This is a genomic window from Argonema galeatum A003/A1 (genome assembly GCF_023333595.1).
Taxonomy (GTDB): Bacteria; Cyanobacteriota; Cyanobacteriia; order Cyanobacteriales; family Aerosakkonemataceae; genus Argonema; species Argonema galeatum.
In genome coordinates this window covers 1-23909 of record NZ_JAIQZM010000029.1, presented here as the reverse complement: position 1 = coordinate 23909, position 23909 = coordinate 1, and the positions used below count along the sequence as shown (strand labels likewise).

At 43.6% G+C, this 23909-nt stretch carries 13 protein-coding genes and 1 pseudogene; 6 read left to right on the top strand and 8 right to left on the bottom strand.

Annotated elements, in window-relative coordinates; genetic code table 11:
• The first annotated feature begins 59 nt into the window (after positions 1-59).
• On the top strand, positions 60-1739 hold the full coding sequence (locus LAY41_RS24015; protein WP_249103575.1) for an FkbM family methyltransferase: 1680 nt from the start codon (positions 60-62) through the stop codon (positions 1737-1739).
• A gap of 37 nt (positions 1740-1776) precedes the next feature.
• Positions 1777-2643: a glycosyltransferase gene (locus LAY41_RS24010; RefSeq protein ID WP_249103573.1), complete on the top strand. Its 867-nt coding sequence runs from the start codon at positions 1777-1779 to the stop codon at positions 2641-2643.
• 104 nt (positions 2644-2747) lie between these two features.
• Here LAY41_RS24010 and LAY41_RS24005 read toward each other — a convergent pair whose 3' ends face one another.
• From LAY41_RS24005 to LAY41_RS23980, 6 genes and pseudogenes are all read right to left on the bottom strand, one after another.
• Positions 2748-3464, bottom strand: coding sequence for a class I SAM-dependent methyltransferase (locus tag LAY41_RS24005; RefSeq protein WP_249103572.1), 717 nt, complete (start codon positions 3462-3464; stop codon positions 2748-2750).
• A gap of 315 nt (positions 3465-3779) precedes the next feature.
• On the bottom strand, positions 3780-5774 hold the full coding sequence (locus tag LAY41_RS24000; RefSeq protein WP_249103570.1) for an ABC transporter ATP-binding protein/permease: 1995 nt from the start codon (positions 5772-5774) through the stop codon (positions 3780-3782).
• Positions 5775-6016: 242 nt separating this feature from the next.
• Positions 6017-6277, bottom strand: a pseudogene (locus LAY41_RS23995) (Tn3 family transposase); the annotation flags it as partial.
• 97 nt (positions 6278-6374) lie between these two features.
• A complete protein-coding gene (locus tag LAY41_RS23990) occupies positions 6375-8615 on the bottom strand; it encodes an NHLP family bacteriocin export ABC transporter peptidase/permease/ATPase subunit (protein ID WP_249103568.1) in 2241 nt (746 codons plus the stop codon).
• Positions 8616-8942: 327 nt separating this feature from the next.
• Positions 8943-10592, bottom strand: coding sequence for an NHLP bacteriocin system secretion protein (locus tag LAY41_RS23985; RefSeq protein ID WP_249103566.1), 1650 nt, complete (start codon positions 10590-10592; stop codon positions 8943-8945).
• Between the two features lie 304 nt (positions 10593-10896).
• Positions 10897-13527 (bottom strand): CHAT domain-containing protein, encoded by a 2631-nt coding sequence (locus LAY41_RS23980; RefSeq protein WP_249103564.1) that lies wholly within the window; start codon positions 13525-13527, stop codon positions 10897-10899.
• A 1165-nt stretch (positions 13528-14692) separates the two neighbouring features.
• Here LAY41_RS23980 and LAY41_RS23975 point away from each other — a divergent pair.
• From LAY41_RS23975 to LAY41_RS23965, 3 genes are all read left to right on the top strand, one after another.
• Entirely contained in the window at positions 14693-16117 is a 1425-nt protein-coding gene (locus LAY41_RS23975; protein WP_249103562.1) for a pyridoxal-dependent decarboxylase, read from the top strand.
• A gap of 50 nt (positions 16118-16167) precedes the next feature.
• Entirely contained in the window at positions 16168-17202 is a 1035-nt protein-coding gene (locus tag LAY41_RS23970; protein WP_249103560.1) for a hypothetical protein, read from the top strand.
• A gap of 364 nt (positions 17203-17566) precedes the next feature.
• Positions 17567-18565, top strand: coding sequence for a formylglycine-generating enzyme family protein (locus tag LAY41_RS23965; protein ID WP_249103558.1), 999 nt, complete (start codon positions 17567-17569; stop codon positions 18563-18565).
• Positions 18566-18574: 9 nt separating this feature from the next.
• Here LAY41_RS23965 and LAY41_RS23960 read toward each other — a convergent pair whose 3' ends face one another.
• Positions 18575-21349, bottom strand: coding sequence for a beta strand repeat-containing protein (locus tag LAY41_RS23960; protein WP_249103556.1), 2775 nt, complete (start codon positions 21347-21349; stop codon positions 18575-18577).
• A 417-nt stretch (positions 21350-21766) separates the two neighbouring features.
• The gene (locus LAY41_RS23955) at positions 21767-22384 is read right to left on the bottom strand and encodes a Nif11-like leader peptide family RiPP precursor (RefSeq protein ID WP_249103554.1); all 618 of its coding nucleotides are present in this window, start codon (positions 22382-22384) and stop codon (positions 21767-21769) included.
• 690 nt (positions 22385-23074) lie between these two features.
• Here LAY41_RS23955 and LAY41_RS23950 point away from each other — a divergent pair.
• Complete coding sequence (locus LAY41_RS23950; protein WP_249103552.1) at positions 23075-23830, top strand: MinD/ParA family ATP-binding protein; 756 nt, start codon at positions 23075-23077, stop codon at positions 23828-23830.
• The last annotated feature ends 79 nt before the right edge of the window (positions 23831-23909 follow it).

Sequence of the window (23909 nt, the reverse complement as noted above, 5' to 3'; positions counted from 1 at the left end):
CTGAAATTTTTCTAAACCCCATTATGATATAATTACACGAGTAAATGTCAGAGGTCAAGATGATAATAGTTGACGTAGGAGCTTATGATGGAAAATTTTCCATGCCATTTGCTCAAGATATAAACAATATTGTTTATGCAATTGAGCTAATTCCAGAACTGGTAGAACAAATTTGCTCACATAACAAGTCTAATATTCACGTTTTTTGTACAGCTATGGGAGAGCAAGAATGTGAATCTAGTTTTTATATAAACACAAGTAATTTAACATCATTTTTTTTAGCAAAATACTCTACTGGCAATTTAGAGTCGAACGTGGAAGAAATGGAATTTAAGACGAGAAAAGTCAATGTGACTCGTCTCGATACTTTCATAAAGCAAAATACAATTGCAGAAATAGATTTACTAAAAATTAATGCTCCTGGTTATGAATTCCAGGTGTTAAAGGGGGCAGGTAAATATATTCATTCTATTCAAAAAATTTTGATTCAAGTTTATAATAATTCTATCTATAAAAATGTAACAAGTAAAGAAGAACTTGTAGAATATTTAACTAATAAAGGATTTCGATTAGTTTATACCCCTTCATTAACTGAAGGGCTAAAAGAAAATTTAGAGTTTGTCAGGATAAATCGATATTCAATCGCTAATCAGCAGCTAGGATACTTTGATGTTAAAATTCCTTATGTTGGAGTCTTACGTACTCCAACAAATGATTGTGTTGGTCAATTCTTGGAGCAAGGTATTTTTGAGGGACCTGAACAAGCATTTTTATGGCTCTACTTGCGACCAGGCGATACTTTTTTTGATTGCGGCTCTCATGCGGGTCTTTTTTCATGTATTGCCGCAAAGCGATTGTGCAATACTGGTAGAATAGTAGGATTTGACCCAAATCCAATATGTTTTCAACTCTACGAACACAATCTTAAAAATGTAGGTTGTGATTGTTTTACTGCACTAAATTTGGGTCTGTCTGAGGCAAAAGGTTGTGGAGAACTTTTGTTAGGTAAGCCAGGGATGTCTGCTTTTAGCACTTTTGCAAAAGCAACGAAAACAGATCCTTACATAGGTAATGAAAAACTGTTAGTAGAACAGTTACCATTAGATGATGTATTACAAAATTTAGATATTAATAGAGTAGACCTGGCTAAAATAGACGTTGAAGGATGGGAAACATTCGTTTTGAGAGGAGCGCATCAATCAATTAATGCTGGAAAGTTTCCGCTTTTGATGATAGAATTTACCGAAGCAAATGCTGTAGCTGCTGGCAGTAGTACAAGAGAATTACGAAGGATTATAGAAAGTTTTGGTTACACTCTTTGTAGCTTCAATCCGACTAATTTTTGCCTGATACCTGAACCAATTAGGCAGCAATATTATTATGCAAATTTATTCGCAGTTATGGATGTAGAAAAAGTAAATAAACGCCTAGCTAATGCTGATTCTGAAGCTGTGGAAGTCGCTAAGGATATAATTAGTAGATGGGATATGGCAATTAGTGCTGCCAAACTACAATTAACTTTAATACAGGAAAAACAAAGTTCTCATGAGTTGCGACAATGGGTAGAAAGGTCAGATGCAGCAATAGCCGAAAAAAGTCAAATTATCCAAGAGTTACAGAATAGTAATAAAAATTTAGAGGTATTGCTGGCAGCAGAAAGACAATTAGTCAGCAACCTTCAAAACCAACTTAAGTCAGTTGAGGTAGTGCATTCAACGCAGATTAATGAGCTAAGTTAGAATAAAAATTAGAAAACTGATTAATAATTTTGTAAAAATGAAACTGAGTGTTATTATCCCTTGTTTTAATGCAGAGCGTACCATCGCCGCTCAACTGGAAGCTTTAGCTAACCAGCACTGGTCCGAGCCTTGGGAGGTAATTATATCCGATGGCGGATCGAGCGATCGCACCATAGCAATTGCACAACAGTATCAGGAAAAGCTACCGAATTTACGGATAGTTGACTGCTCTGACCGCCGAGGAGCGGCTCATGGCAGGAATGTAGGCGCACAGGCTGCTGCAAGCGAAGCTCTTGCCTTCTGCGAGGCTGACGATGAAGTAGGACCTGGTTGGGTAGCGGCTATGGGGGAGGCACTCTGTGAGTATGATTTCGTAGCTGGCTATTGCGAGATCAAGAAACTTAACCAACCTTGGGCAATCAAGGCTAGATCGGGTGGTAGACTGATTGACGGGTGGGAAGATGGCATTATCAGGGACAACAGCTTTGTGAAATACGCCGTTGCCGGAGGATATACTGTTGGGATTAAACGCTCAGTCCATGAAGCGATCGGCGGATTTGATGAGTCCATACTCATCGGCGATGATGTTGACTATAGTTGGAGAGTCCAGCTAGCTGGGACGAAGCTGCATCATATCCCAGACCTCAAGATCCACTATCGCCTTCGTCATACCTTAGCTGATATTTACCGTCAGGCTTATGGATATGGAAAGTCTAGTTTTTTTCTATACAAAAAATATCAACCATTAGGCATCTATTCAGGTCCCTTGCCGGATGCAAAAACAGACTGGAAGCTTCTGCTCAAAGAAAGCGTGAAAATCCGTAACAAGGAACACTTGGCGGCATGGTTATGGAAAGTTGCTTATCAAAGAGGATACGAACAAGCTTTCAGAATGGCTCAGTAGATTGAAACACAGATTGGGAGGGCTTGCGGGAAAGAATGTGTTCCGAACTCTTTTAGAATCTGCTATTCAGTCCGCAAAACCCAACTTGAATATCTTTGTTTTCATCAAGTTTGAATGCTAAACCTTGTCTGGTAATTCTCTAGTTTCGGACTTAGCAAGGGATTATCAATCGGCGCTCTTGAGGCGACAAACACGGCACGGCTTTTAGTTAATGATGATTTAGGGGGCTTTGTCCAGTCAGTGGGGAATTGCTCATGGTCTGGTTGGGTGATTGGCAGATACACAAATTCAAAATACTTTTGCAACTGTGCATATATCCATTTACGGGTCGGACGGCAACCAATCTGACACAGCGATTGTGTCGGATTGTCTAGTTCCTCACAAAGGCTAATTTCTTCACCATCCCCAAAAGATACGAGGCTTTCCACTAACAATAAATCGCGGCAATGGCAGGACATAAACTCAATAGCCTTATCTGGCTTAGAGAAATGATTTAGTGCGCCGTAGCAGTAAACGATATCAAATAATTCTTCTGTATCCCACTTGGGACAATCCATATCTAACTGTACTATCCGGTTTTCTGGGTATCTATCCCTAAGCACCTCAAGATTCTCGGCTCTCCCTTCGATGATTGTCACAGAGCATCCACGCGCCAAGAAAAAGGGAGTATGATCCCCAATACCAGCTGCAATTTCCAGGACTGTCCTGTTTTCTAAAGGCAGATTTAGCGAAGCCAAGTGAGCCAGACGCTTTTCGTTATGGCGAAGGTAGTATGGCCAGTGGAATTCGGAAATGGAAGAAGGCTTAGAATCTATGGTCATTTTACGTCAGTATGATAGGTGACCAATTAAGGATTTTTTCGGTTTGTCAGGAGGTGTATAGCGGTTGCCCGGTTCTACCTTAGCGGACTTCGACCAAATGCAACCGTAACAGTGGTTGGTGTTTGTCGCAAGTTTTGAAGTAAATCACCCGGTCTTTGAAGCTGAAATGGTAGCTGTAAATCTCTTCGATTTCAAACGCCGCATTTGATTTGATACGAGTAATGAAATCGACTTGTTTAACAATTAACCTCACAAAAAACTCAAAGTAATAGAACCCACAGTTGATGATATCATTAGTTGTCGCTCGCTACCAAGCTAGTCAGCAATAACTTCAGAGAATGAACGATTTTCCAGGTTATCAAGCCGAGCGACAAAGTTTTGTACTGGTATCAGCCGCCAGCTAGAATCACTCAAGATTTCTAGAACAAGCTTATGATAGTTCAGTAAACTCTCTCGATGACCAACACTGATAAAGGTGGTTTCGCTTTCCTGTAGCTGTTGGTAGAGATGCTTCTCGTTTTGCCCATCCAAAGCGCTAGTTGCTTCGTCCAAGAAGGCATAACGAGGTCGATTGAGCAAGAGTCTTGCGAAGGCAAGACGCTGTTGTTCGCCTTGGGACAAAACGCTACTCCAGTCTAGTTCTGCATCAAAGCCGCCGACTTTAGAAAGCAATTCGGGAAGGTTAACTTGGTGCAGCACTGACTCCAGTTCTTCATCTTGAATTTCACGATTAGCATTGGGGTAGAGCAACTGTTGCCGTAGAGAACCCAGAATCATGTAAGGACGCTGGGGTAAAAACATGATTTCTTCAAGGCTGGGTCGTATAATGCGACCCTTCCCTGTGTTCCACAACCCGGCGATCGCCCTAAGCAGAGAACTCTTGCCAAGACCACTAGCCCCCATAATCAGTATCCCCTCACCAGGTTCTACTGAAAGCGACAGATCTTGAACTAATGTTTGTTCGCCGTTAGGAGTTTGCAAAGTCATCGCTTCGAGAGCAAAGCGGTTGTCCTCCACCAGTTCAATAGTGCTGACATTTTCTTGTTTCTTCGGCGCTGACAAAACCTCCGCGAGGGTAGCTAAGCGATTAACCACAGCAGCAAGAGCACTGAGGGTATCAAACCTACGTACAATTACTGAAAGCGCCCCCGAAAGCTGAGCGCATAATATACTCGCTTGAGTCACTGTCCCTAACTCAACCTGACCGCTAAAATACAATGGTCCTACGAGTAAGAACGGTATGATAAAGATAGAGTTTTGATACGCCACAGTCAGGAATTCTATATTCCGTTCCCAGCCAACGATCAGATTCAAGTTTTGCATGAGTTGAGCAAGTCGCCGCTTCACTATGCTCAATTCTTGATTTTCTCCACGAGAGAAGGCGATAGATTCAGCATTGTCGCGGAGCCGAACCAAGCCATACCGGAAGTTTGCTTCGTATTGGAGTTTTTCACCGTTAAGATTAACTAACTGTTTACTAAAAAAAATCACGCTCAGGTTAGCCAACACAGAATAAACCACCAGAGTAGTAACCAGTAATTTAGAAATCGACCAGAGAATGATTCCGTAAGCGATTAGATTAACAACTTGATTAAGAATAGCGACCCAAAAATTCAAGATGGTTTGAGTAAACGACTCAACTTCCTTGGAAATACGCTGGTCTGGGTTATCGACATCAAGATTGGTCTTAAGTTCGTAATAGGCTCTATTGTAGAGATACTGATCGAGGAAATAGTTGGTTAACCATTGTTGCCAGTGGAGACAGAGTTTCTTTCTGATGTAGTCGGAAAAAACCATCAAGGGGATGATGGCGATTAGCGAACTGCTGTAAAGTAAGAGCAGGGGAATGTAGTTTGACAACTGCTGTCGAGCCATCACGGTGATCAAGTCCCTATTCACATAGCTACTCAGAACATTTACTCCAGTACTTGATAACAACAACAAGAATATAATTGTTAACATTAACCACGGTCGCCAAAGATCTTGTAACTGTTGCTTGTAGTAGGAATAACCAGCAATGGTAGCAAGCAAAAGTAAACCAATGAAATAGATAGCTGGGGACTTGATGATCTGGGCAACATAGTCCGCTAAACCTGGAGCAATACTGTTGAGGATTTCTGGAAAGTAGTGCTGTCCTCCTAAGCTGATTGCGCTGACAATAGAAAAAGAAGCTATTGAGAGGAATGCTATTAGCAACAGCAACAGCCCTAGAAAAGTTCCTCTTTTATCGGATAGTGGATACCAGTAAGGCTGGACAAGGGCTAAAAATCTTTGCCAAAACTGACCGTCAAATCTGTGGTTTTCACTCATAAGCTGGTTGAATTGCCAAAACTAAAGCATATAACCGACATTACTCGCAATTACAGAAGCAATTACCAGCTTAACCCTCTTTTGTCACTCTAGGCAGAGGAAAAATAGAAATCAGGGTTAGTCAGTACAATAAAAATTGAATATGTGAGGCGATTATGCCCATAAATAGCGAAGCTGACTAGCCGCCAATTAGCAATTCAAACCCTTGCTTGATAAGGGTTTTAGCGTTTATTTTTTCCAGTTCAAGAAGCCACCTGGTCAATCAACAATCGCTCATCCAAATCCAACCGGAAAGTCCCATAAGGGTAGATATGCCCCCAAGTCAGCGGCGTCAGAGCGCGAAAATCATCTTTGTGCATCAGCTTCAACCAATCTTTCTCCGACAAAATCCGCTGCATCATCAACGTATTGATATACACCAAACAGATTTGCAACAAATGCAAAGACAACACTGCTATCTCTTGGTCTTCTAATCGATTTGTAGCGATTTCACTATTCTTACCCTAAAAATTGTAATTTGTCAAATTCTTACCGCAGATTAAGACAGATAAACGCAGATAAGAGGGCGAATTTTTTAGGCAATCTATGCTAACGGACATCTTAACCATTAGCCATTAGCAAACGACTGTAAATTCCTCCCTCTTGCCGTAATTCCTCGTGAGAACCCCGCTGTACTATTTTGCCCCGTTCCAGCACAATAATTTCATCGCAATCGCGAATCGTGCTGAGGCGGTGCGCCACCACAATGCAGGCACAACCGCGCTGCCGGAGATTGCGATCGATAATCAACTCAGTTTCAGCGTCTAGAGAACTCGTTGCCTCATCTAATATCAAAACTGTCGGATTCATCACTAAAGCCCTGGCAATTTCTAAACGCTGACGTTGCCCTCCACTAATATTTACTCCTCTTTCAGCTATTTCGGCATCATATCCCCCAGGCATCGACATAATCAAATCGTGAATTGCGGCATCCTGACAAGCTTGTATTAAATTTGCTGTCGGCACAGTTGAATTCCAGAGAGTCAAATTGTCGCGTACAGTTCCCTTAAACAAAAAGATATCTTGCTCAACCATAGCCAGGGAATTTGCTAAAACCAAGCGCGGAATCTGATTCCGGGGTACATCATCAAACAGGATTTCACCTTGCCAAGGTGCATATAAACCCGCAATCAGTTTGGCTATAGTGGACTTACCAGAACCGCTACTCCCCACTAGCGCCACCCGCTGCCCAGGTTTCAAAATTAAGTTAAAGTTTTCAATCAGGGGCGCTTCTAACAGGTTGTAACCAAAAGTAATGTTGCGTAACTCAACATAGCCTTGCAATTTAAACGAAAGGACTGGGGACTGGGGGTTGGCGACTGGGGACTGGGAAAATACTCCTCTGCCCCTCTGCCCCTCTGCCCCTTTGCCCCTCTCCACTTCGGGGTCAACGGGATTTTGCAAAACGTCATCAAGACGATCTAAATCGGCTTCTAACATTTGTAGGCTACTGCCGAAATTGACTAGATTATTAACTGGCCCCAGAAAACTGCCAACCAAACTCTGATAAGCAATTAGCATCCCAATAGTTAGGCTGCCTTCCATTACCCGAAAGCCACCAACTATCAACAGGGCGGTGGTTGCCAGCGCTGTCAAAATCGTTGGTAATAAAGTTAAGATTTGACTCTGTAAAGCTAAATCCTGTTGGGCGTTCAGGGCTTTGGTATGGTATCCAGCAAATTTAGCAAATAAATCCGATTCAAGTCCGGAAGCTTTCACAGTTTCTAACGATTGAAGACTATCAATCGCAGCACCAGAAAGTTTACCGCTTTCCTGACTGATCTTTAAGTTGGCATCGAGGCGGAGACGGCGTAGCAGCTGCAAAACGATCAAATTGATGGCGGCAAAACTGACTGTCATCAGTGTCAGCACCCGATCGTACATAATCATGAGTAGGAAGTAAAAAACTAGCATGACTGTATCGATCGCCGTGGTAGAAATACTATTGAGTACGGTTACCACTTTGCTGTTTAGTGCGGTGCGATTGCCGATTTCACCAGCAAAACGATGGGCGTAAAACCCCACTGGCAAACGCAGAATATGCCAAATAAACTGTCCTGTCATAACGACGGACAATTTGATTGTCAGCCGTCGCAAATAAATTAGCCGCAATCGCGCTAAAAGACTTTGAACTACAGATGTTATTACCATTCCTAACAATAAAGGCCGCAGCCAATCCTCGCGACCTTGAATGAGAATTTCATCTGTAAAAACTTGGCTAAATGCTGGTACTGCTAAGCGGGGGAGGGTGAGAAGGAAACCCGCCAATATAGAGAACAGAATTATATCGTAGGAGTTTTTCAGGCGGGTGTGTAAAGCTAAAAGCGTGTTTCGCTTTTTACCGCCTTTTTTAAACTCTGGCCCTGGTTCGATCACCAGTACGATGCCAGTATAAGCTTGAGAGAATTCTTGTCTGGATATGCGGCGTCGTCCGCTAGCTGGGTCGTTGAGATAAACGCGATCGCTTTTAAACCCCTCTACCACCAGAAAATGCTCGAAGTTCCAAAACACGATATAGGGTACTGGCACTTCAGCCAGCGCCTCTAGCCCTTTTTTAAAGCCTTTTGCCTGCATCCCATAACGTTGGGCCGCTTTGACGAGATTGGCAGCCTTACTCCCATCGCGAGATACGCCGCACTCTTCACGGAGTTCTGCTAAGGGTACAATGCGATCGTAGTAACCCAGAATCATCCCCAAAGCAGCAGCACCGCATTCCACCGCCTCCATTTGCAGCACCGTAGGAGTCTTAACGATTTTGGATTTTGGATTTTGGATTTTGGATTTTAATTTTTGGATGCTCATTGGTAATTCTTCAAAAAGTAGTTTAAAAAGATTCTATTATTCTGTTTTTTTGCATCAATAGTTGCTATTTACTTGCTTTCTGGGTATGTAGTTGCGCTTTAGCGCTCTTATTACAACTGGGATAAGAGCGCTAAAGCGCAACTACGTACCTAATACCACCCTCAATTATATAACTAGCAACTTGCGTTACTAAAATCTTTTGTTTTCATCGTTGGTTAAATTTTACCGCAGATGAAGACGGATGAACGCAGATGAACGCAGATATAAGAAGGATATTTTCTTAGGAGCAGATATCTTTTCATTCAATCTAAAATCTAAAATCTAAAATCAATTTATTCCGCTCCACTCTCTCAAAAACGGTAATACAAATTGAATAGGGGCCCGTTGTTCTACTGTAACTTGCACAGTAGTGGTAGTTCCAGCAGATATTTTAAAATCCGGTGGCCCTTTGGAAGAAGACCACTCATAGCCGCTGGAACTTGCAGAATTCGGCTTCAATTGCGCCCAAACTTCTATCTGAGATTCTTTGGATTGAGACATCAAACTTTCTACCACTTCTGCATTACCAATCGTACTCGCAGCACCTTCTTTAGTAACGGGAAATTCCGAGACAGAAATCACAGTACCGACAATTCCCCCAAATCTTTCCCGCTTCACTGTAGTTGGTGTAATTTGGATCGACATTCCCGGTTTAATTTGCTTACCATCCCTAACAGGAAAATAAGTAACTGCCAAGATCGGCTGGGATGTTTCTTGGATCTGGATTGAGCCTATACGAGTTCCAGGATTAACAAATTGCCCGCCACTAACAGTAAGCTCTAGAATACAGCCGCTGTACTGACTTTTAATAGTGCTGTTGGCTTGAATTTGTTGGTCAAGTTGTTTAATATCCTGTTCGACATCAAGAATCTGATTTTTCCTAGTTGTTAAAGCGTCTAAGTTTTGTTGTTCGAGGGTTTTATCCTTGGTGTCTAGTTCTTTTAACTGAGTTTTAATATCTGAGATTTTATTAAGATTTTCCAAGTATTTTTGTTCAGCATCTGTTTTTTCAACATCCAGTTGCTTTAACTGAACTTGAATTTCGCTTATTTTACTGAGGTTATCCAGATAAGTTTGTTCGGATTGAGCTTCGTCAACATCTAGTTGTTTCAATTGAGCTTGAATCTCGGAAATATTCTGAAGGCTTTCTGTATATTGCTGTTCTGCTTCAAGTACTTGATCGCTGGCGATCGCTCCCTGTTTTAATAAGTCCTGGCGTCTTTTGAGTCTCTCGTTGAGAATAGGGGCCCGCGCCTGAGCATCTCGCAGGCGTTGTTGCAAGCTTTCTCGCTGTTGTTGAATAGCGCTGCTTTTTTTATCCCTGAGTATAGGTGTTAAGGCTTGAGTATTCTGGAGGCGGTTTAGTAAATTTTCTCGCTGCTGTTGGATAGAGATGCTGCTTTGGTTTTTCAACAAGGGCGTTAAAGTTTGAGTGTCTTGTAAACGTTGTCGCAAGCTGGTTCGCTGCTGTTGCAAACTTGCTTTTTCCAGTTGGTTTCTTTGCAGTGCGATCGCAGTGGCGTCCCGCTCCTGTTTTTGTAATTCCTGAAGTTTCAAGGCTTCTAACTGACGTTTTTGCTTAAGCTCAAGTGGATCAATTACTGCTAATATCTCTTCTGGATCGTCTTTCTCATCGCCGTTGTCCTTCTTAACGCAATCCCCAACTTTGACTTTTAGCTGCTGTAACTGTCCAGATTTGGGGGATTGAAGTTCTATAACCTGGCCCGATCGCAGTAAAACTCCTTGACCGCTAACTGCGATCGGTATACGTCCAAAAATACTCCAAAACAAACCAACAAACACCAATCCACCTAATGTAATTAAAGGTAGCCAATCTTTAGGACTGACTACTTGGATCAGCTCATCTAGACGTTCAGGAGAAGATAAACGATCTAGCGATGCTTTTCTGAATAAATCTTTCTTTTTGTCATTAGTCATTAGGAATTTCAAATTTTAGATGGCAGATTCCAAATTTATAGCAACCGCCAAGGCGATTAGGACAGTAGGGGCGAAGCATTCGGGCATATAATTTATTGGTTAAAACAGAACATTTACTACCCGAATGCTTCGCCCCTACCCCAGATTTATGGCTTAACCGCCTTGGCGGTTGCTATATTTGGAAATTTTCAATTCTCGCTCCCAGGTTGAACCTGGGAGCAAGGTTTTGGAGGCTCTGCCTCCCTTAACTTAGCGCCATTCGATTATGGATGATAAATTTTAGCAACAAACAACCAACAATTACCTACAACCAATTTCCTACCAGAACAAACGCTGACCAAAAATAGGGGTGAGAAAATCTCTCGTCCTGCAAAACCGCCTGTTCGGCACGGCGCAAAGCTTCAGCTTTTGTCACCTCATTACCCTGATTTGCCTGGGAATGGGCTAACTCTTCATAGAATCGAGTCATTAGTAAAGCCGTGGCTTCATCGCTGACACTCCACAGAGATGCCACCGTACTGCGTGCCCCTGCCCGCACAGCTACCCCCGTCAATCCCAAGGTTGCTCGATTATCTCCCGCAGCAGTCTGACAAGCACTGAGGACAAGTAATTCTACTGGGCCTATTCTTGTATCGGCACGCAAAAGGCTATCTAGATCTTTAGCGTTAATTCGATCATCCCAGGTGAGAATAAATGTGTCATTTGCTTGAGAACTGAATTGACCGTGAGTTGCTAAATGAATTATTGGAAACGAAGAAGATTTTACTTTCGTTTTAAAATTTGATGCGGTAAACGATCGATCCAGCAGTTTTTCTGTGAAAACTTCATTCCCGATGCTGTCCAATTCAAACTTCACGCCCGGAAGTGGTGAAAACCCTTGACGTGCTTCGCTCAGTCCGGCAGTGAGAACCCTGATCTTACCTCGTTGTAAAGGTTTGGCATCTATCAATTGCAAACCGGGTGCAACGGCAATACTGTATTTTTGGACTAAATATTTTTCACCATCATAAAGGGAACTCATGGGGATATTTCGGATTGCACCGTCTAATACAAACACTAGAGTTTGGACGCCGCTATCTGCTAGTTCTGTTTCCATTGGGCGAATTAACCAGTTGTAAATCTTTTGCGAGGGAACCAAAAAGTTTCTCAGGGAAATTCGCAGTCTGGGAAATGTTAGAGCATTCCGCGCTTGCAGGAGTGTTGCCTCTATTTCTTGTTGGGATAGAAGGGTGGTGTAGCGGCGCAATGGTTGTCCGGGTAATGCCAGAATTACTTCTAAGCGATCGCTCAAAATAATCGTTGAAAATATTGCCGCTTTTGGGTCAATATTATCTATTTGTAAGGGCTGAGTATTTAAACAGGCATCCCGAAAAAAGTTATCTAGTTCTGCTAACTGAAGAGAGTCAATTGTTTGCCGCGCCTTCTTCAGTGCTGATTGCTCTACTTTTTCTCCTACTGGTAACAGTAACCCAATTAGTTCTCGGTAAACTGGTTCTACACTTTCTCGAAAAGAAAACTGCGCTTCTGAGCTAATTGCTGCTAAATCGCTGCGGATAGACTGGATGGTATTAACTGCTTCAGTATAAGCCGCGATCGCACCTTCTCGATCTCCCTGCTGCTTGAGAATCCTTCCCAGTTGCCACTGCCATTGATAAGCAATATCCGAAGCGTTTATACCTTGCGCTAAAAGTAAAGCTTTATTAGTTAACTCTTGGGCGTAATTCCACTGTTTGTTCTGTTCGTACAATCCCCCAAAACTTCCTAAAGCATAAGCTAATGTTCGGGGATCTTGTAAAATTTCAGCTTCTTGGACAGCTGTAGCTAATAATTGTCCAATATTAGAGGAATTAAGCGAATTTATCTTTCCAATTTTACCAATTTTTATCAGGCTTTTAGCTAAATTAATACGAACATTAATTGTTGTGCGACTCAATGGTAAGCGAGTCAATATAGACTGAATTTGAGGCACTAATTCTATAGCTTTTGACCATTCTTTTTCGTCTACCAAAAGGCTTAATTGATTAACTTGTGCCTGAATCTGAAGATTGAGTGAGGAAGATGTTCGATCTGCGCGTTGATAGTAATCTAGGGCTGCTTGTGGTTTTCCCTGGAATCTGGCTGTGTTACCCAAACTCAGTAGAATTGAAGCTATGGACTCCGGTGCAGTTAATTTTTGAGCAATCACCAAACTTTGTGCCAAAATTTCCTCAGATTGCGCCAATTCACCCGTCACTCGCAGAGCATTTCCCAAACTTTGCAATCCTTTAGCTTTGAGCAGACTATCTGGTTCGTGTTTTAAAGTAACATTTATTTCGTTTAAAGTTTTGATTGTCTCATGATATAGCCCCATTCGTTGCAGTGCTTGAGCCTGGTTAATCTTACTTCTTGTTACTCCAGTTATATCTCCTATTTTTTGGTAGCTGTCGGCAGCTTGTTTCCAAGTTTCCAGCGCTTGTTCGGACTGACCGACAGATAATTGTAAAAGCCCTTGAGCTTCTAGAATTTGGGCTAGGAGTTGTTTGCTCTCTTTGGTTTTCGATTCTTTTGGCAGGTGGTTAAGGCTGTTTGTAATTGCTTCATTTGCCTTTGACAGTTCTCCCGTTTGCTGATAAACTAATGCAATATTTCTCAAAACCCTTGCTTGACCCAATTCATCGCCTTGGGATTTATAATCGGCCTGTATCTGCTCCAACAGGGCTGAAGCTTTTGGGAATTGTCCCGTTTCATAAAGTCGCTCAGCTTCTTCTTCTAATCCACTCGCCCTTAGTTCTGCTGTTGGCTCGGTTTGAGATCTCTGGTAAAATGTCAAGACTTCCGTCTTTTGAGTTTGGCGGTTAACCTGGGCATCGGATAGTGGCATCGCTGGGGTTGGGCCGATCGCGCAGATGAAAGATAATACCCCTAGAATAGCGACTACTAAATTTTTGATTCTCATAAAGTAGGTCGGCATAATTAAACATAGGTTGACACTACCCACCAAAACCCCTGTAACCTAGACAATTAGCAGATGGTAGACATTCCCACCTTACAACGATCTACAACTTCTTTCGGAAATAGGTCAAAGATATTATAATTTGTTTTAATTTGAAAAAAACAACCAGACTTGTGATAATGAGTAGTCTATAGGGCCGATCGTACACCAAAACTCATAAACATTGCATTTTGACCAGGACTTACACTTTGAAGGCGTTTTTACCTATACTCCGCACGGGTACAAACTGTTATTTTTGATTTGTAGGGGCCAAGCATTCCGGTAAATATCTTTGGGTTCAACCAACAAATTAATACGGTCATGCGGAGCCCCTACTGCTGGGTTAAAAAAGCTCGTTCTATGACCTTGCGAAGTATAGATGTAGGGGCAATTCATGAATTGCCCCTACAAAATCGAATGCGTAAGTCCCATCTTTGTTTTTCCCGGCGGTTGGTCGCGGGTACTTGACACAAAAATAAGATTTTTTAGATAAGGTATATGAATTTGTGAAGAAATATGTAATTGTATAGAGAGTAACTCTTTATTCCCAAGGTTTAAGATAGGTTTTTCGCTTTTCCTTGACTGTCTTAGGGAAACGTCGGAGTCACAAGCTCCCTCCGCCTTTTTTCCCCGTCCCTCACAGCCCCATCACCGTTGAACCTTAGCTGAATCCCTGACTTTTGTAAAGCGCAAAATCTAAATATTTTTTACTTTTCTACCTTTCCTACTTTTGCTACCTAAAATACACTACTTCATCTAAATTGCAAAGTCCTACTTTTCCTACTCATTAAAAATTACACATAAGAAATTTTATAGTATGCTGGTTTTGTAAGATTTAAAACAAAGTCAAATTTGATGCCCATTCAAATCACACAACCCAATACAAAGTCCTAAAAAATCAAACAGGTTAGGTGGCAGAAAAAATAGCTCCGAATGTGAAATTATCGATTTCATAATAGAGTCTATTTGTGAGAATAAATTACGCTAGCCCGATCGCTCACCTAACAAACACAATATTATACCTGAATCGGCCTAATTCAACCTAAATCTAAACGTAAGTTTAGAACGTAAAAAAAGGTTGATTCCCTATCTAGTTTAACTAGCCAACTTTCACTCTTCGTTAATTTCAATGATACCAGAACAAGACTACCATATGTCTCCAGAGGAATTTCGCCGCTGGGGATATAAAACAATCGATTGGATAGCCAACTACTTAGAGAACGTCGAGAATCTGCCCGTTCTTTCTCAAGTAGAGCCAGGGGAAATCAGGGCCAAGCTGCCGGAAACAGCACCGCAAAAGGGAGAATCTTTCGAGGAAATATTGAAAGATCTCGATCGCATTATCATGCCAGGAATAACTCACTGGCAATCACCCAACTTCTTTGCCTTCTTTCCCACCGGCATCTCAGCACCCTCCATTTTGGGCGAATTAATCAGTGCCGGATTGGGAATACAGGGAATGTTGTGGGCCACTTCTCCGGCTTGTACTGAGTTAGAAACCCACGTTTTAGACTGGCTGGTAGATATGCTAGCCCTACCAGAACACTTCAAATCTTCTTCTGCTGGGGGAGGAGTTATCCAAGATTCAGCCAGCAGCGCCTCTTTAGTAGCATTGCTAGCAGCTAGAGAACAAGCAAAAGCAGATATTAATAACCTCGTAACTTACATTTCCACTCAAGCGCACTCCTCAATAGAAAAAGGGGTAAAAATTGCGGGACTGCGCCGGGAAAACCTCCGCCTGATTGAAGTTGATGGCAACTATGCCATGAGTCCAGATGCGCTACAGCAGTGCATCGAAGCCGATATCAAAGCTGGGTTAACGCCTTGTTATTTGGCGGCGACAGTAGGGACAACTTCATCGAATGCGATCGATCCTATCCCAGAATTAGGTGCGATCGCGCAAAAGTACAACATTTGGTTCCACGTTGACGGCGCAATGAGCGGTACAGCCGCCTTATGTCCAGAATTCAGGTGGATTCATCAAGGACTGGAACTAGCCGATAGCTATTGTTTCAACCCTCATAAATGGATGCTGACTAACTTTGACTGCACCAGCTTCTACGTGCGGGATAGAACAAAGCTGAATCAGGCACTCTCCATCATGCCAGAATACCTGAAAAATCAGGCTACCGAATCCGGCAAAGTAATTGACTATCGCGACTGGCAAATTTCCCTGGGACGCAGATTCAGAAGTCTCAAACTCTGGTTTGTAATTCGGCATTACGGCATCGAAGGCTTACAACATTACATCCGCAAACATATCGCCTTAGCACAAGAGTTTACCGAATGGGTAAAATCCCACCCGCAGTTTGAGTTAGTTGGGAATCCACCCCTCAACTTAGTCTGTTTTCGACACAAAGGCGGCGATGAAATTAACCAGGCAATTGTTAACAGTCTTAATTCTTCAGGAAAAGTCTACTTAACTCCGACCAAGCTTGACCAAAAAGTAACTTTACGGATGTCGATTGGGCAAGCAACAACTGAAAAAAGCAACGTCGAGCAAGCTTGGAAATTAATTTGCCAAGTAGCCGAGTCAGTGGAAGCAAACACTTAAAACTGCTAAACCTGTTTCAAATTAGTTCACCTCAAGAAGTGGCCAGGAATATGACAGAAAACTTTTATTTGTTGCTGCCAGAAGAGCTGCCTACCAGCTACAACTTAAGCGAGTCGCTCAAAAATAAATTGAGCCATCCGCTGAGCTTGCTTTCACAACATTCTTTATCAAGTTGCCAAGTGCAACAGGCTATTAACTCTTTATTTGAAATCCTGGGAACAGAAGAAATCCTCTCTAACGGAGAGCTTCCAGAGCAAGTTTACGATGAATACTTTAACATCAGGCGCGTTCAACCCCAACAAGGTGTTGCTAAATGCCTGGTTCTTGCTGCAAGTACCTTATCAGCGAGAAAGCTTTTTGATGATATAACTGGACACTACCTCTCAAATCCACCTCTGCAATCAGAAGCAATGGAATGCTGGGTAAAATCCCATTGGGTTTTCATTTCCTTAATTCAGGGCTTAATTATCTGTTGTCTGCGCTTTGAATCAGAGCTGCAAGCTGGAAACTTAAAAGAAGCTGGGATTGAACTAGAAACGGCATCGGCGCTGATGTTAGGTTCGGCTGTAGCAATGGAAATGGCAGGAAGTTTTAGCACTGCGGCTTACCTAGCAGAGGTGCGTTACACTATGCCCAACCAATTCAGCGGCATTATGATGCAAGACCACTCTTTCTTAATATCTATATGGAGAAGACTTCACCCCGTCTTTGCATCTTTACCAGAACAGCTAAAACCTCAGCACGAACAGTTTACATTCAGCTACAAGATGATTGCTACGGCACATAAATCAGTTTGTGAAAAATTTAATGGAAACGAGGAAGGAAGCCTGCTTTCTCCCCAATGCAAAGCAACGGATATGCTGAGTAGATTTGAATCTGGCCGCTTGCGGATGTTAAACGCTAGCAGAGAAGTCAGGATGGCAGAAGATTGGTTATCGTTCGACAAAAAACAATCTATGGAACTTAGCTTTGTAAGTTTTCGTAACTTACTGATGAGAGTGTTCGGTTTGTCAGAGTTGGCTTCCTCTTTTACACCCGCTACAGAGGTAGTCAAATTGAATTCGCTGGAGTTGATGACGAGGTAGAGCATAATTAAACGTAAAACTGCCGCGCCTTAGAAACCCGGTTTCTTGGAGAAACCGGGTTTCTCGGTGTTCAGTTTATTTACGCCTACCTGCCCCCTAGCCCCCCAAATCTGGGGGGAGAAGAAGTTTTGTCCCCCCCAGATTTGGGGGGTTAGGGGGGAGAAAAGCGTAAGTCCTATAAACGTAAAACTGCCGCGCTCTTAGAAACCCGGTTTCTCGGAGAAACCGGGTTTCTGGGTATTCAGAAGAAACCCGGTTTCTTGGAGAAACCGGGTTTCTGGGTATTCAGTTCCTTAACCCAACCTTTACGCTTTTTGTCCAGTAAAATGGCGATTAGAGGCGTAGCGATCGATCGGAGATACAAATGAAGCAGACCCCCAGCAAAGGTTTTTCCTCCAAACCATCCAAACCACTCACCCAAGTTCCCCCACCCAGTAATCCTCCCTCTAGCGATATGGAATGGATTTCCGGTGGCACCTTCATCATGGGGTCTGATTCTTACTATCCCGAAGAAGGCCCCACCCACAAGGTCTCTGTCAGCGGCTTCTGGATGGATAAGTACACCGTCACAAACCAGCAATACCAGGGCTTTGTGGAGGCAACAGGCTATGTGACAGTTGCCGAACGCCAACCATCACTTAAGGACTATCCCCATGCTAAGGCTGAGCTTTTGGTGCCTGGATCTGCAGTTTTCTGGCTACCCCCGCAGCCCGTCGATTTGCGATCGTTCTGTTGGTGGAAGTACTCACCCGGAGCCAATTGGCGTCATCCCGAAGGGCCCGATAGCTCTCTTGAAGGTCGCGAGAATTATCCCGTTGTTCATATCGCCTACGAAGATGCCGAAGCTTATGCAACATGGGTTGGCAAAGAGCTGCCCACCGAAGCAGAGTGGGAGTTTGCGGCTCGTGGTGGGTTAGAGGGGGCAACTTATGTCTGGGGGGATAAATTGATGCCGAATCGCCAGCTGATGGCCAACATCTGGCTCGGTAAATTTCCCTGGCAAAACTCAAGAACCCGTATTCCTAAGCCAGAAGCGATCGGTTCCTATCCTCCCAATGGCTACGGTTTGTATGATATGGCAGGCAATGTGTGGCAATGGACGAGCGACTGGTATCAAGAGCGTCATCCAGAAAATGCCGCCAAACCTTGCTGTATTCCCGCCAATCCTAGAGGTGGTAAAAGAGAAGGAAGCTATGACCCTCATATACCTCAGTTTCCCCGCAAGGTACTCAAGGGCGGCTCGTTCCTCTGCGCTGCCAATTATTGCGCCCGCTATCGTCCTGCTGCCCGTCATCCCGAAACAGTAGATACCTCTACTGGTCACATCGGCTTTCGCTGCGTAGTCAGACCTGCTCAAGTTTAACGACAGAGGCTAGCAGCCCGGTTGAATCAAGCCGGGACTGTGAGGAGTAGCTGTGGGTGCTTTGGCAGTCAGGATAATGGTGCCATCCGCAGCGACTATCCAGCCTTGAGCTTCCACAATCTGGTAATTGGTAATTTGCGATCGCTCACTCCTTCCTCCACCTCCTCCTCTGAGCTTGGAGTCGGCCCGATCGGGCCTAGCCCACTCAACCGCTACAATGTCGTTGGTCATGGGATCGTTGGGATTTGGGGGTAAACCACCCCTTCCTGTTACTACAAAGGAACTGCCTGCCTCATCTCGCCGAGTACAAACGTTTTTGGCGACTAAACCTTCCACATCAACCACTGTTGTAGATAGCTCGACTAACCCAGCACTGGGGTCTACATCAGGCGTGTTGATTTGCACAGTACCGCCGAACTGAGCGCCTAAATCGGAAGTGGCGGTGATATCGCTGGTGATATCGCTCTGTTTGTCGCGGAACTGAGTGCCAAAGATACCAGAAGCATTAATAGTGACTTGACCGCCGAAGCTATTTGTTGCATTAGCAGTAATGTCGCTATTTTCCAGCGCCACTAAGTTAGCTGCGGTGATACTGATATTTCCTCCAGGATCGATGCCTTGCGAATTAGTGCTAATTCCGCTATTGCCGCGTAATATCAACGAGTCCCGTGCGTGGATATTAATGTTCCCAAATCCTGCCTTACTGTCAGATCTAAGCCTACCAAAGTTATCGAGCCCGATCGAATCAGCATTGATTTCCAAGCTACCTGCCGCTCCTGACCCCAGACTGCCTACATTGACTTCTCCAGAATCTGCTATTCTCAAAGAGCCAGTTGTAATCCTCAAGTTTCCCGCATTTCCACCCGCGTCGGCTTCAGTAAATAAGGCGCTATTAATTGTTTCACCTCCCAATGTGCCGATCCCAGTTACCTGCACCGAATCAGCATTCACATCTAAGATTCCTCCAGGGCCATCACCAAAAGATCCAGCCCTTACAGTACCCCCATTCTGAATAATTAATTGCCCTACGTTTAACATTAAATTTCCACCTGAATTTGTGCCGAAATTGTCTGCTGAGATTCTCGCTCCATCCCGGACAATCAACCTTCCAGCACTAATCCTTGCATCTCCAACCTTACCAGTAGCGCCTTCCTCTGCCGAAGCAAACAAGCCGCTACTACCGATCCTTAAATCAGCATTTTGTCGAGTCCCAATCAGTTCGATCGACTCTGAAGCGTTGACAATCAAATCCCCTGCATTACCCTCACCCAATGTGGAAGCTGCAATCTGTCCGCCACCTTCAATAGTGAGTCGTTTAGTTTCGATCGTTAAGTCGCCGCTATTGCCCTTAGCCCCAATATTAACCCCCGCACCGATGCCACCCGATAATTCTGGCGAGGGATTTGTGCCAATCAGTTCTATAGACTCGGAGGCTTTTACTGTCAAATTTCCCGCTTGACCTGCTGTAAAAGTATTAGTGCCTATTAATGCTCCATCTCGAATAATCAGCCGTTTGGTTTCCACAGTCAAGTTTCCACCATTACCTGTAAAGGAAACGTCGCCTAAGGAGGCTTGTGCAAATAAGCCACTAGGCGGCATCAACGGGTTATCTGATCCTACTCCAATCAGTTCTATAAGCTCCGAAGCAACTACCGTCAAATTTCCGGCGTTACCGGCACCAATTGATTGATTAGCGATAATTGCACCATCTCGAATGGTTAATCTTCCGGTTCTAATTGTTAAATTACCAGATGCTCCAGTTCCTACGGTAGAAGTTGATATCTGGGTATAAACAGGAAAATCGCCAAAAGCCTGGTTAAGTCCGCCCACAAGTTCCACCGATTCAGAAGTGGTGATATCTATATTTCCCCCACGTTGGGAGCCTCCATTATCAGAAGAAATCACTGCTCCATCAGTCATTGTTAAGCGCCTTGCCTGTATCTGAATATCCCCGCCACTATCACCGCTGGTATCGACAATTGCCCCTTGGGATAAGCTGAGATCTCGAAAGTTCTGCACCCCGTCATAATTCAGCGCCCAGCCTCGATCGATCGGGGTAAGATTGACTAAACTGTTATCGCCAACACTGCCTAATTCTATTCGTCCTTGCGACGCTTTCATTGTGCCGCCTTCGAGCATCACATCGCCACCCACTAGCGCAAAAGTTTTCCCAACTGGCACTTGCAGCGTAGATTCTGAGGTTCCATCCCTACTTCGATTGATAATGCGATCGGGATTTGCGCCATATTGCAATCCCAAGGGAACATTGATAGCTAGTAGTGCTGGCGCTTGGAGGTTAGTGGCGCTAAATTCTATGCCATTTGCAAATATAATACTGCTGGCTGTACTGCCTATAAATGAACCTTTGAGGTCTAATCGAGCCTTGGGGCCAAAGATAATCCCATTGGGATTAATTAAAAATAAGTCCGCATTTCCCAAAACTCCCAGCGTTCCTAAGATTTGGGAACTATTTCCTCCTGTCACTCGCGTTATAATTCGTTCGATCGCAGCTGGGTTAGAAAAATAGACACCCCCTCCTGACCCGACATTGAATTCCCGAAAACTGTGGAACAGATTAGCGCCGCGAATCGCTCCATTATCAATGCGATCGCTGCTAATATCGTTGATGACCGTTGGAGTAGTGACAGAGCTTTCACTGCCTAGAGTCCGATCGGGAATGAGCTGCGCTAAAGCATATTGAGTGAATACAGTAGTCCCACTCAGCGTCAAGTAACTTACCCACAACAACCTCCAACAGCATCTTATCCAGCCATAAGTCTGCATTTGTTGACACTCTCCCGCTAACCTGACGTAGTTGCGCTGAAGCGCTCTTTACTTACGCCCTTATATAATCAAAGACTATATATAGTTGTCGGGCTCTCACATTACAAAATTAATCTTAACTCAAAACCGAAACCTTAATTCTGCAATGCTAATGCCTCTACATAATCTTGTGGCCCGAAAGGAGTCAAGAGCGCTGAAGCGCAACTACTTACCTAAGATTTTGTTCGGAATGGGTCATGGGTACTTGTGGCCCGAAAGGAGTCAAGAGCGCTGAAGCGCAACTACATACCTAAGATTTTGTAATGGGTACGTTGTTGCGCTTCAGCGCTATCTTAATTAGCTATATTACCCACTTTTCCCACGAGCCTAACTGACAATTCTGTTATGCAAAAATGCGATGATACCGATACCGCCCCTCTAAAGAAGAATACCAGTTAGACCATTGGAGTAAGTTTCTTTACCCGATGTGTTCTGTAATAAACTCAAGGCAAGCCCATCATAAGCGATGCCAGTTATTGTGTACGGACTAACTTTTCCGTCGAGATCGAATACTTCGACTGTGTTGTTGCCCTTCCATTTCCACAACTCCATCGTTTCAAGTGCCACTTCCATTTGGCTTCGTGCGTCGGTCGATTGTTCGAGTAAATGGAAACATTGTTGGTTAACCAAAATCCCCGTATCGTGCCAATAACTATTGTTGGACATTGCTCTTGCGTAAACCACTCCACCCGCCACCGCTTCTAAATCTTCTTCACTGAGTTCATAGTCATCGAATTCATCTGAGTCGAGATCTGTCTTTTCCAGCGCCCAACGCATGGCGAATTCCAGATCTGAAACCGTAAAATCATAACCGAGTTCGGCGGCAACCTGGATAAAATTATCGGGGTTTTTAGCAGTTTCTAGCTGCGATTTGAGCGCTTCATCTTGTTGAAGTGCTAGACATAGCTCGTAAATCGCTTGTTGAGACTTGACAAAATTGTACTCTTCAATCGGTAAATTTTCAGCATTGATAGACTGGATCGCTTGCTGTGACATGAGTAACTCCTGCTTTGTACTGGTGAGATGGGTTTTAATGTTTTGCCGATTAGCAATTGCGGCCTTTGATTGACAAAAACTCTAAAAGGAAAAAAATACTGACAAATTTTGGTTGGATTGGCCTGTAGACTTTTCGCGAACAGATAGGCATAAATAAACGCCAAATGTTAACGCCCAATCTCCCTGACTCTGCCAACTCCAGATACACACAATAATTTCTTATGATTTTACACATATACTTAGTTGCTTGTCAACTGCTCACCGCAATTAAGTTTCGGAGAGCAGTTACGTATTTACACATACTACCTAATTTTTAAGATAACCCAGTTTTGTTAAAACTTTATGAATTTTGAGTAAAGTTATCCGTAATTTATGTGAAGCTTAAATAAAGAAAGCTTTATGGTTCTTCGGTTTCTAGTATGCCAAATTCTTAGTATTTGGGGAGATAGCATTCCCCAAGATAACATGAAGGGAAAATCAATGATTTTGATTGGGGAATGCTTAGCAAAGGCCCCAAGATAACGCAAGGGCCTTGAAAGCATTGCATTTCTACAAAAGTTTTAGCATATCAAGTACCGAAGAGCCCATAAGCATATCATAACGACCGCTTATTATTCGTTATAATTCCCAAATAAATGGTATTTTGAGATAAAATTTTCTTTTACGTGAAATTGCTGAGAGGTTACTGAAGTGCCGAAAGTCGTGTCAGTTCACTCCTATCGGGGTGGCACCGGAAAGTCCAACTTTACAGCAAATCTGGCAACAACCATTGCTCAGCACGGAAATCGGGTGGGTGTGGTTGATACTGATGTTCCTTCCCCTGGAATTCATAATATTTTTGGCTTAGACCCGGAAAATATGCACAAGACTCTCAATAATTATCTGTGGGGAGAGAGTCAAATCGAAGAAGCTGCGTATGATGTTAGCGCCAATGTTGGACTAAGCGGAGATAGCAAACTTTTTCTGGTTCCCTCCAGTGTGAGAGCAGACGATATCGCCAGGGTTTTGAAGGATGGATATGATGTCAGATTGCTCAATGATGGGTTTCGCAAGCTGGTAAAAAATCTACACTTAGACTACCTGTTTATTGACACCCACCCTGGATTGTCAAAAGAAACCTTTTTATCGATCGCAATTTCTCATGTTTTAATCTTGATTCTACGTCCCGACAAACAGGACTATCAAGGTACGGCGGTAACAGTAGATGTGGCCCGACAACTAAAAGTCCGCAAACTGCTGCTAGCGGTGAATAAAGTTCACAGCAAACTTAATGTTGACGCTTTGAAGCAAAAAATCGAGGAAAGTTATGACGCACCTGTAGCGGGGATCTTTCCGCTATCAGAAGATCTCGTCCAGCTGGCGAGTGAGGGTGTCTTCTGTTTGAGATACCCGGATCATCCCATAAGTCAGGAGTTCAGGAAGGTGGCGCAACGAATTATGGAATAAAAGGGCAGAGGAGCAGAGGGGCAGAGGGGCAGAGGGGCAGAGGAGCAGAGGGGCAGAGGGGCAGAGGGGCAGAGGGGCA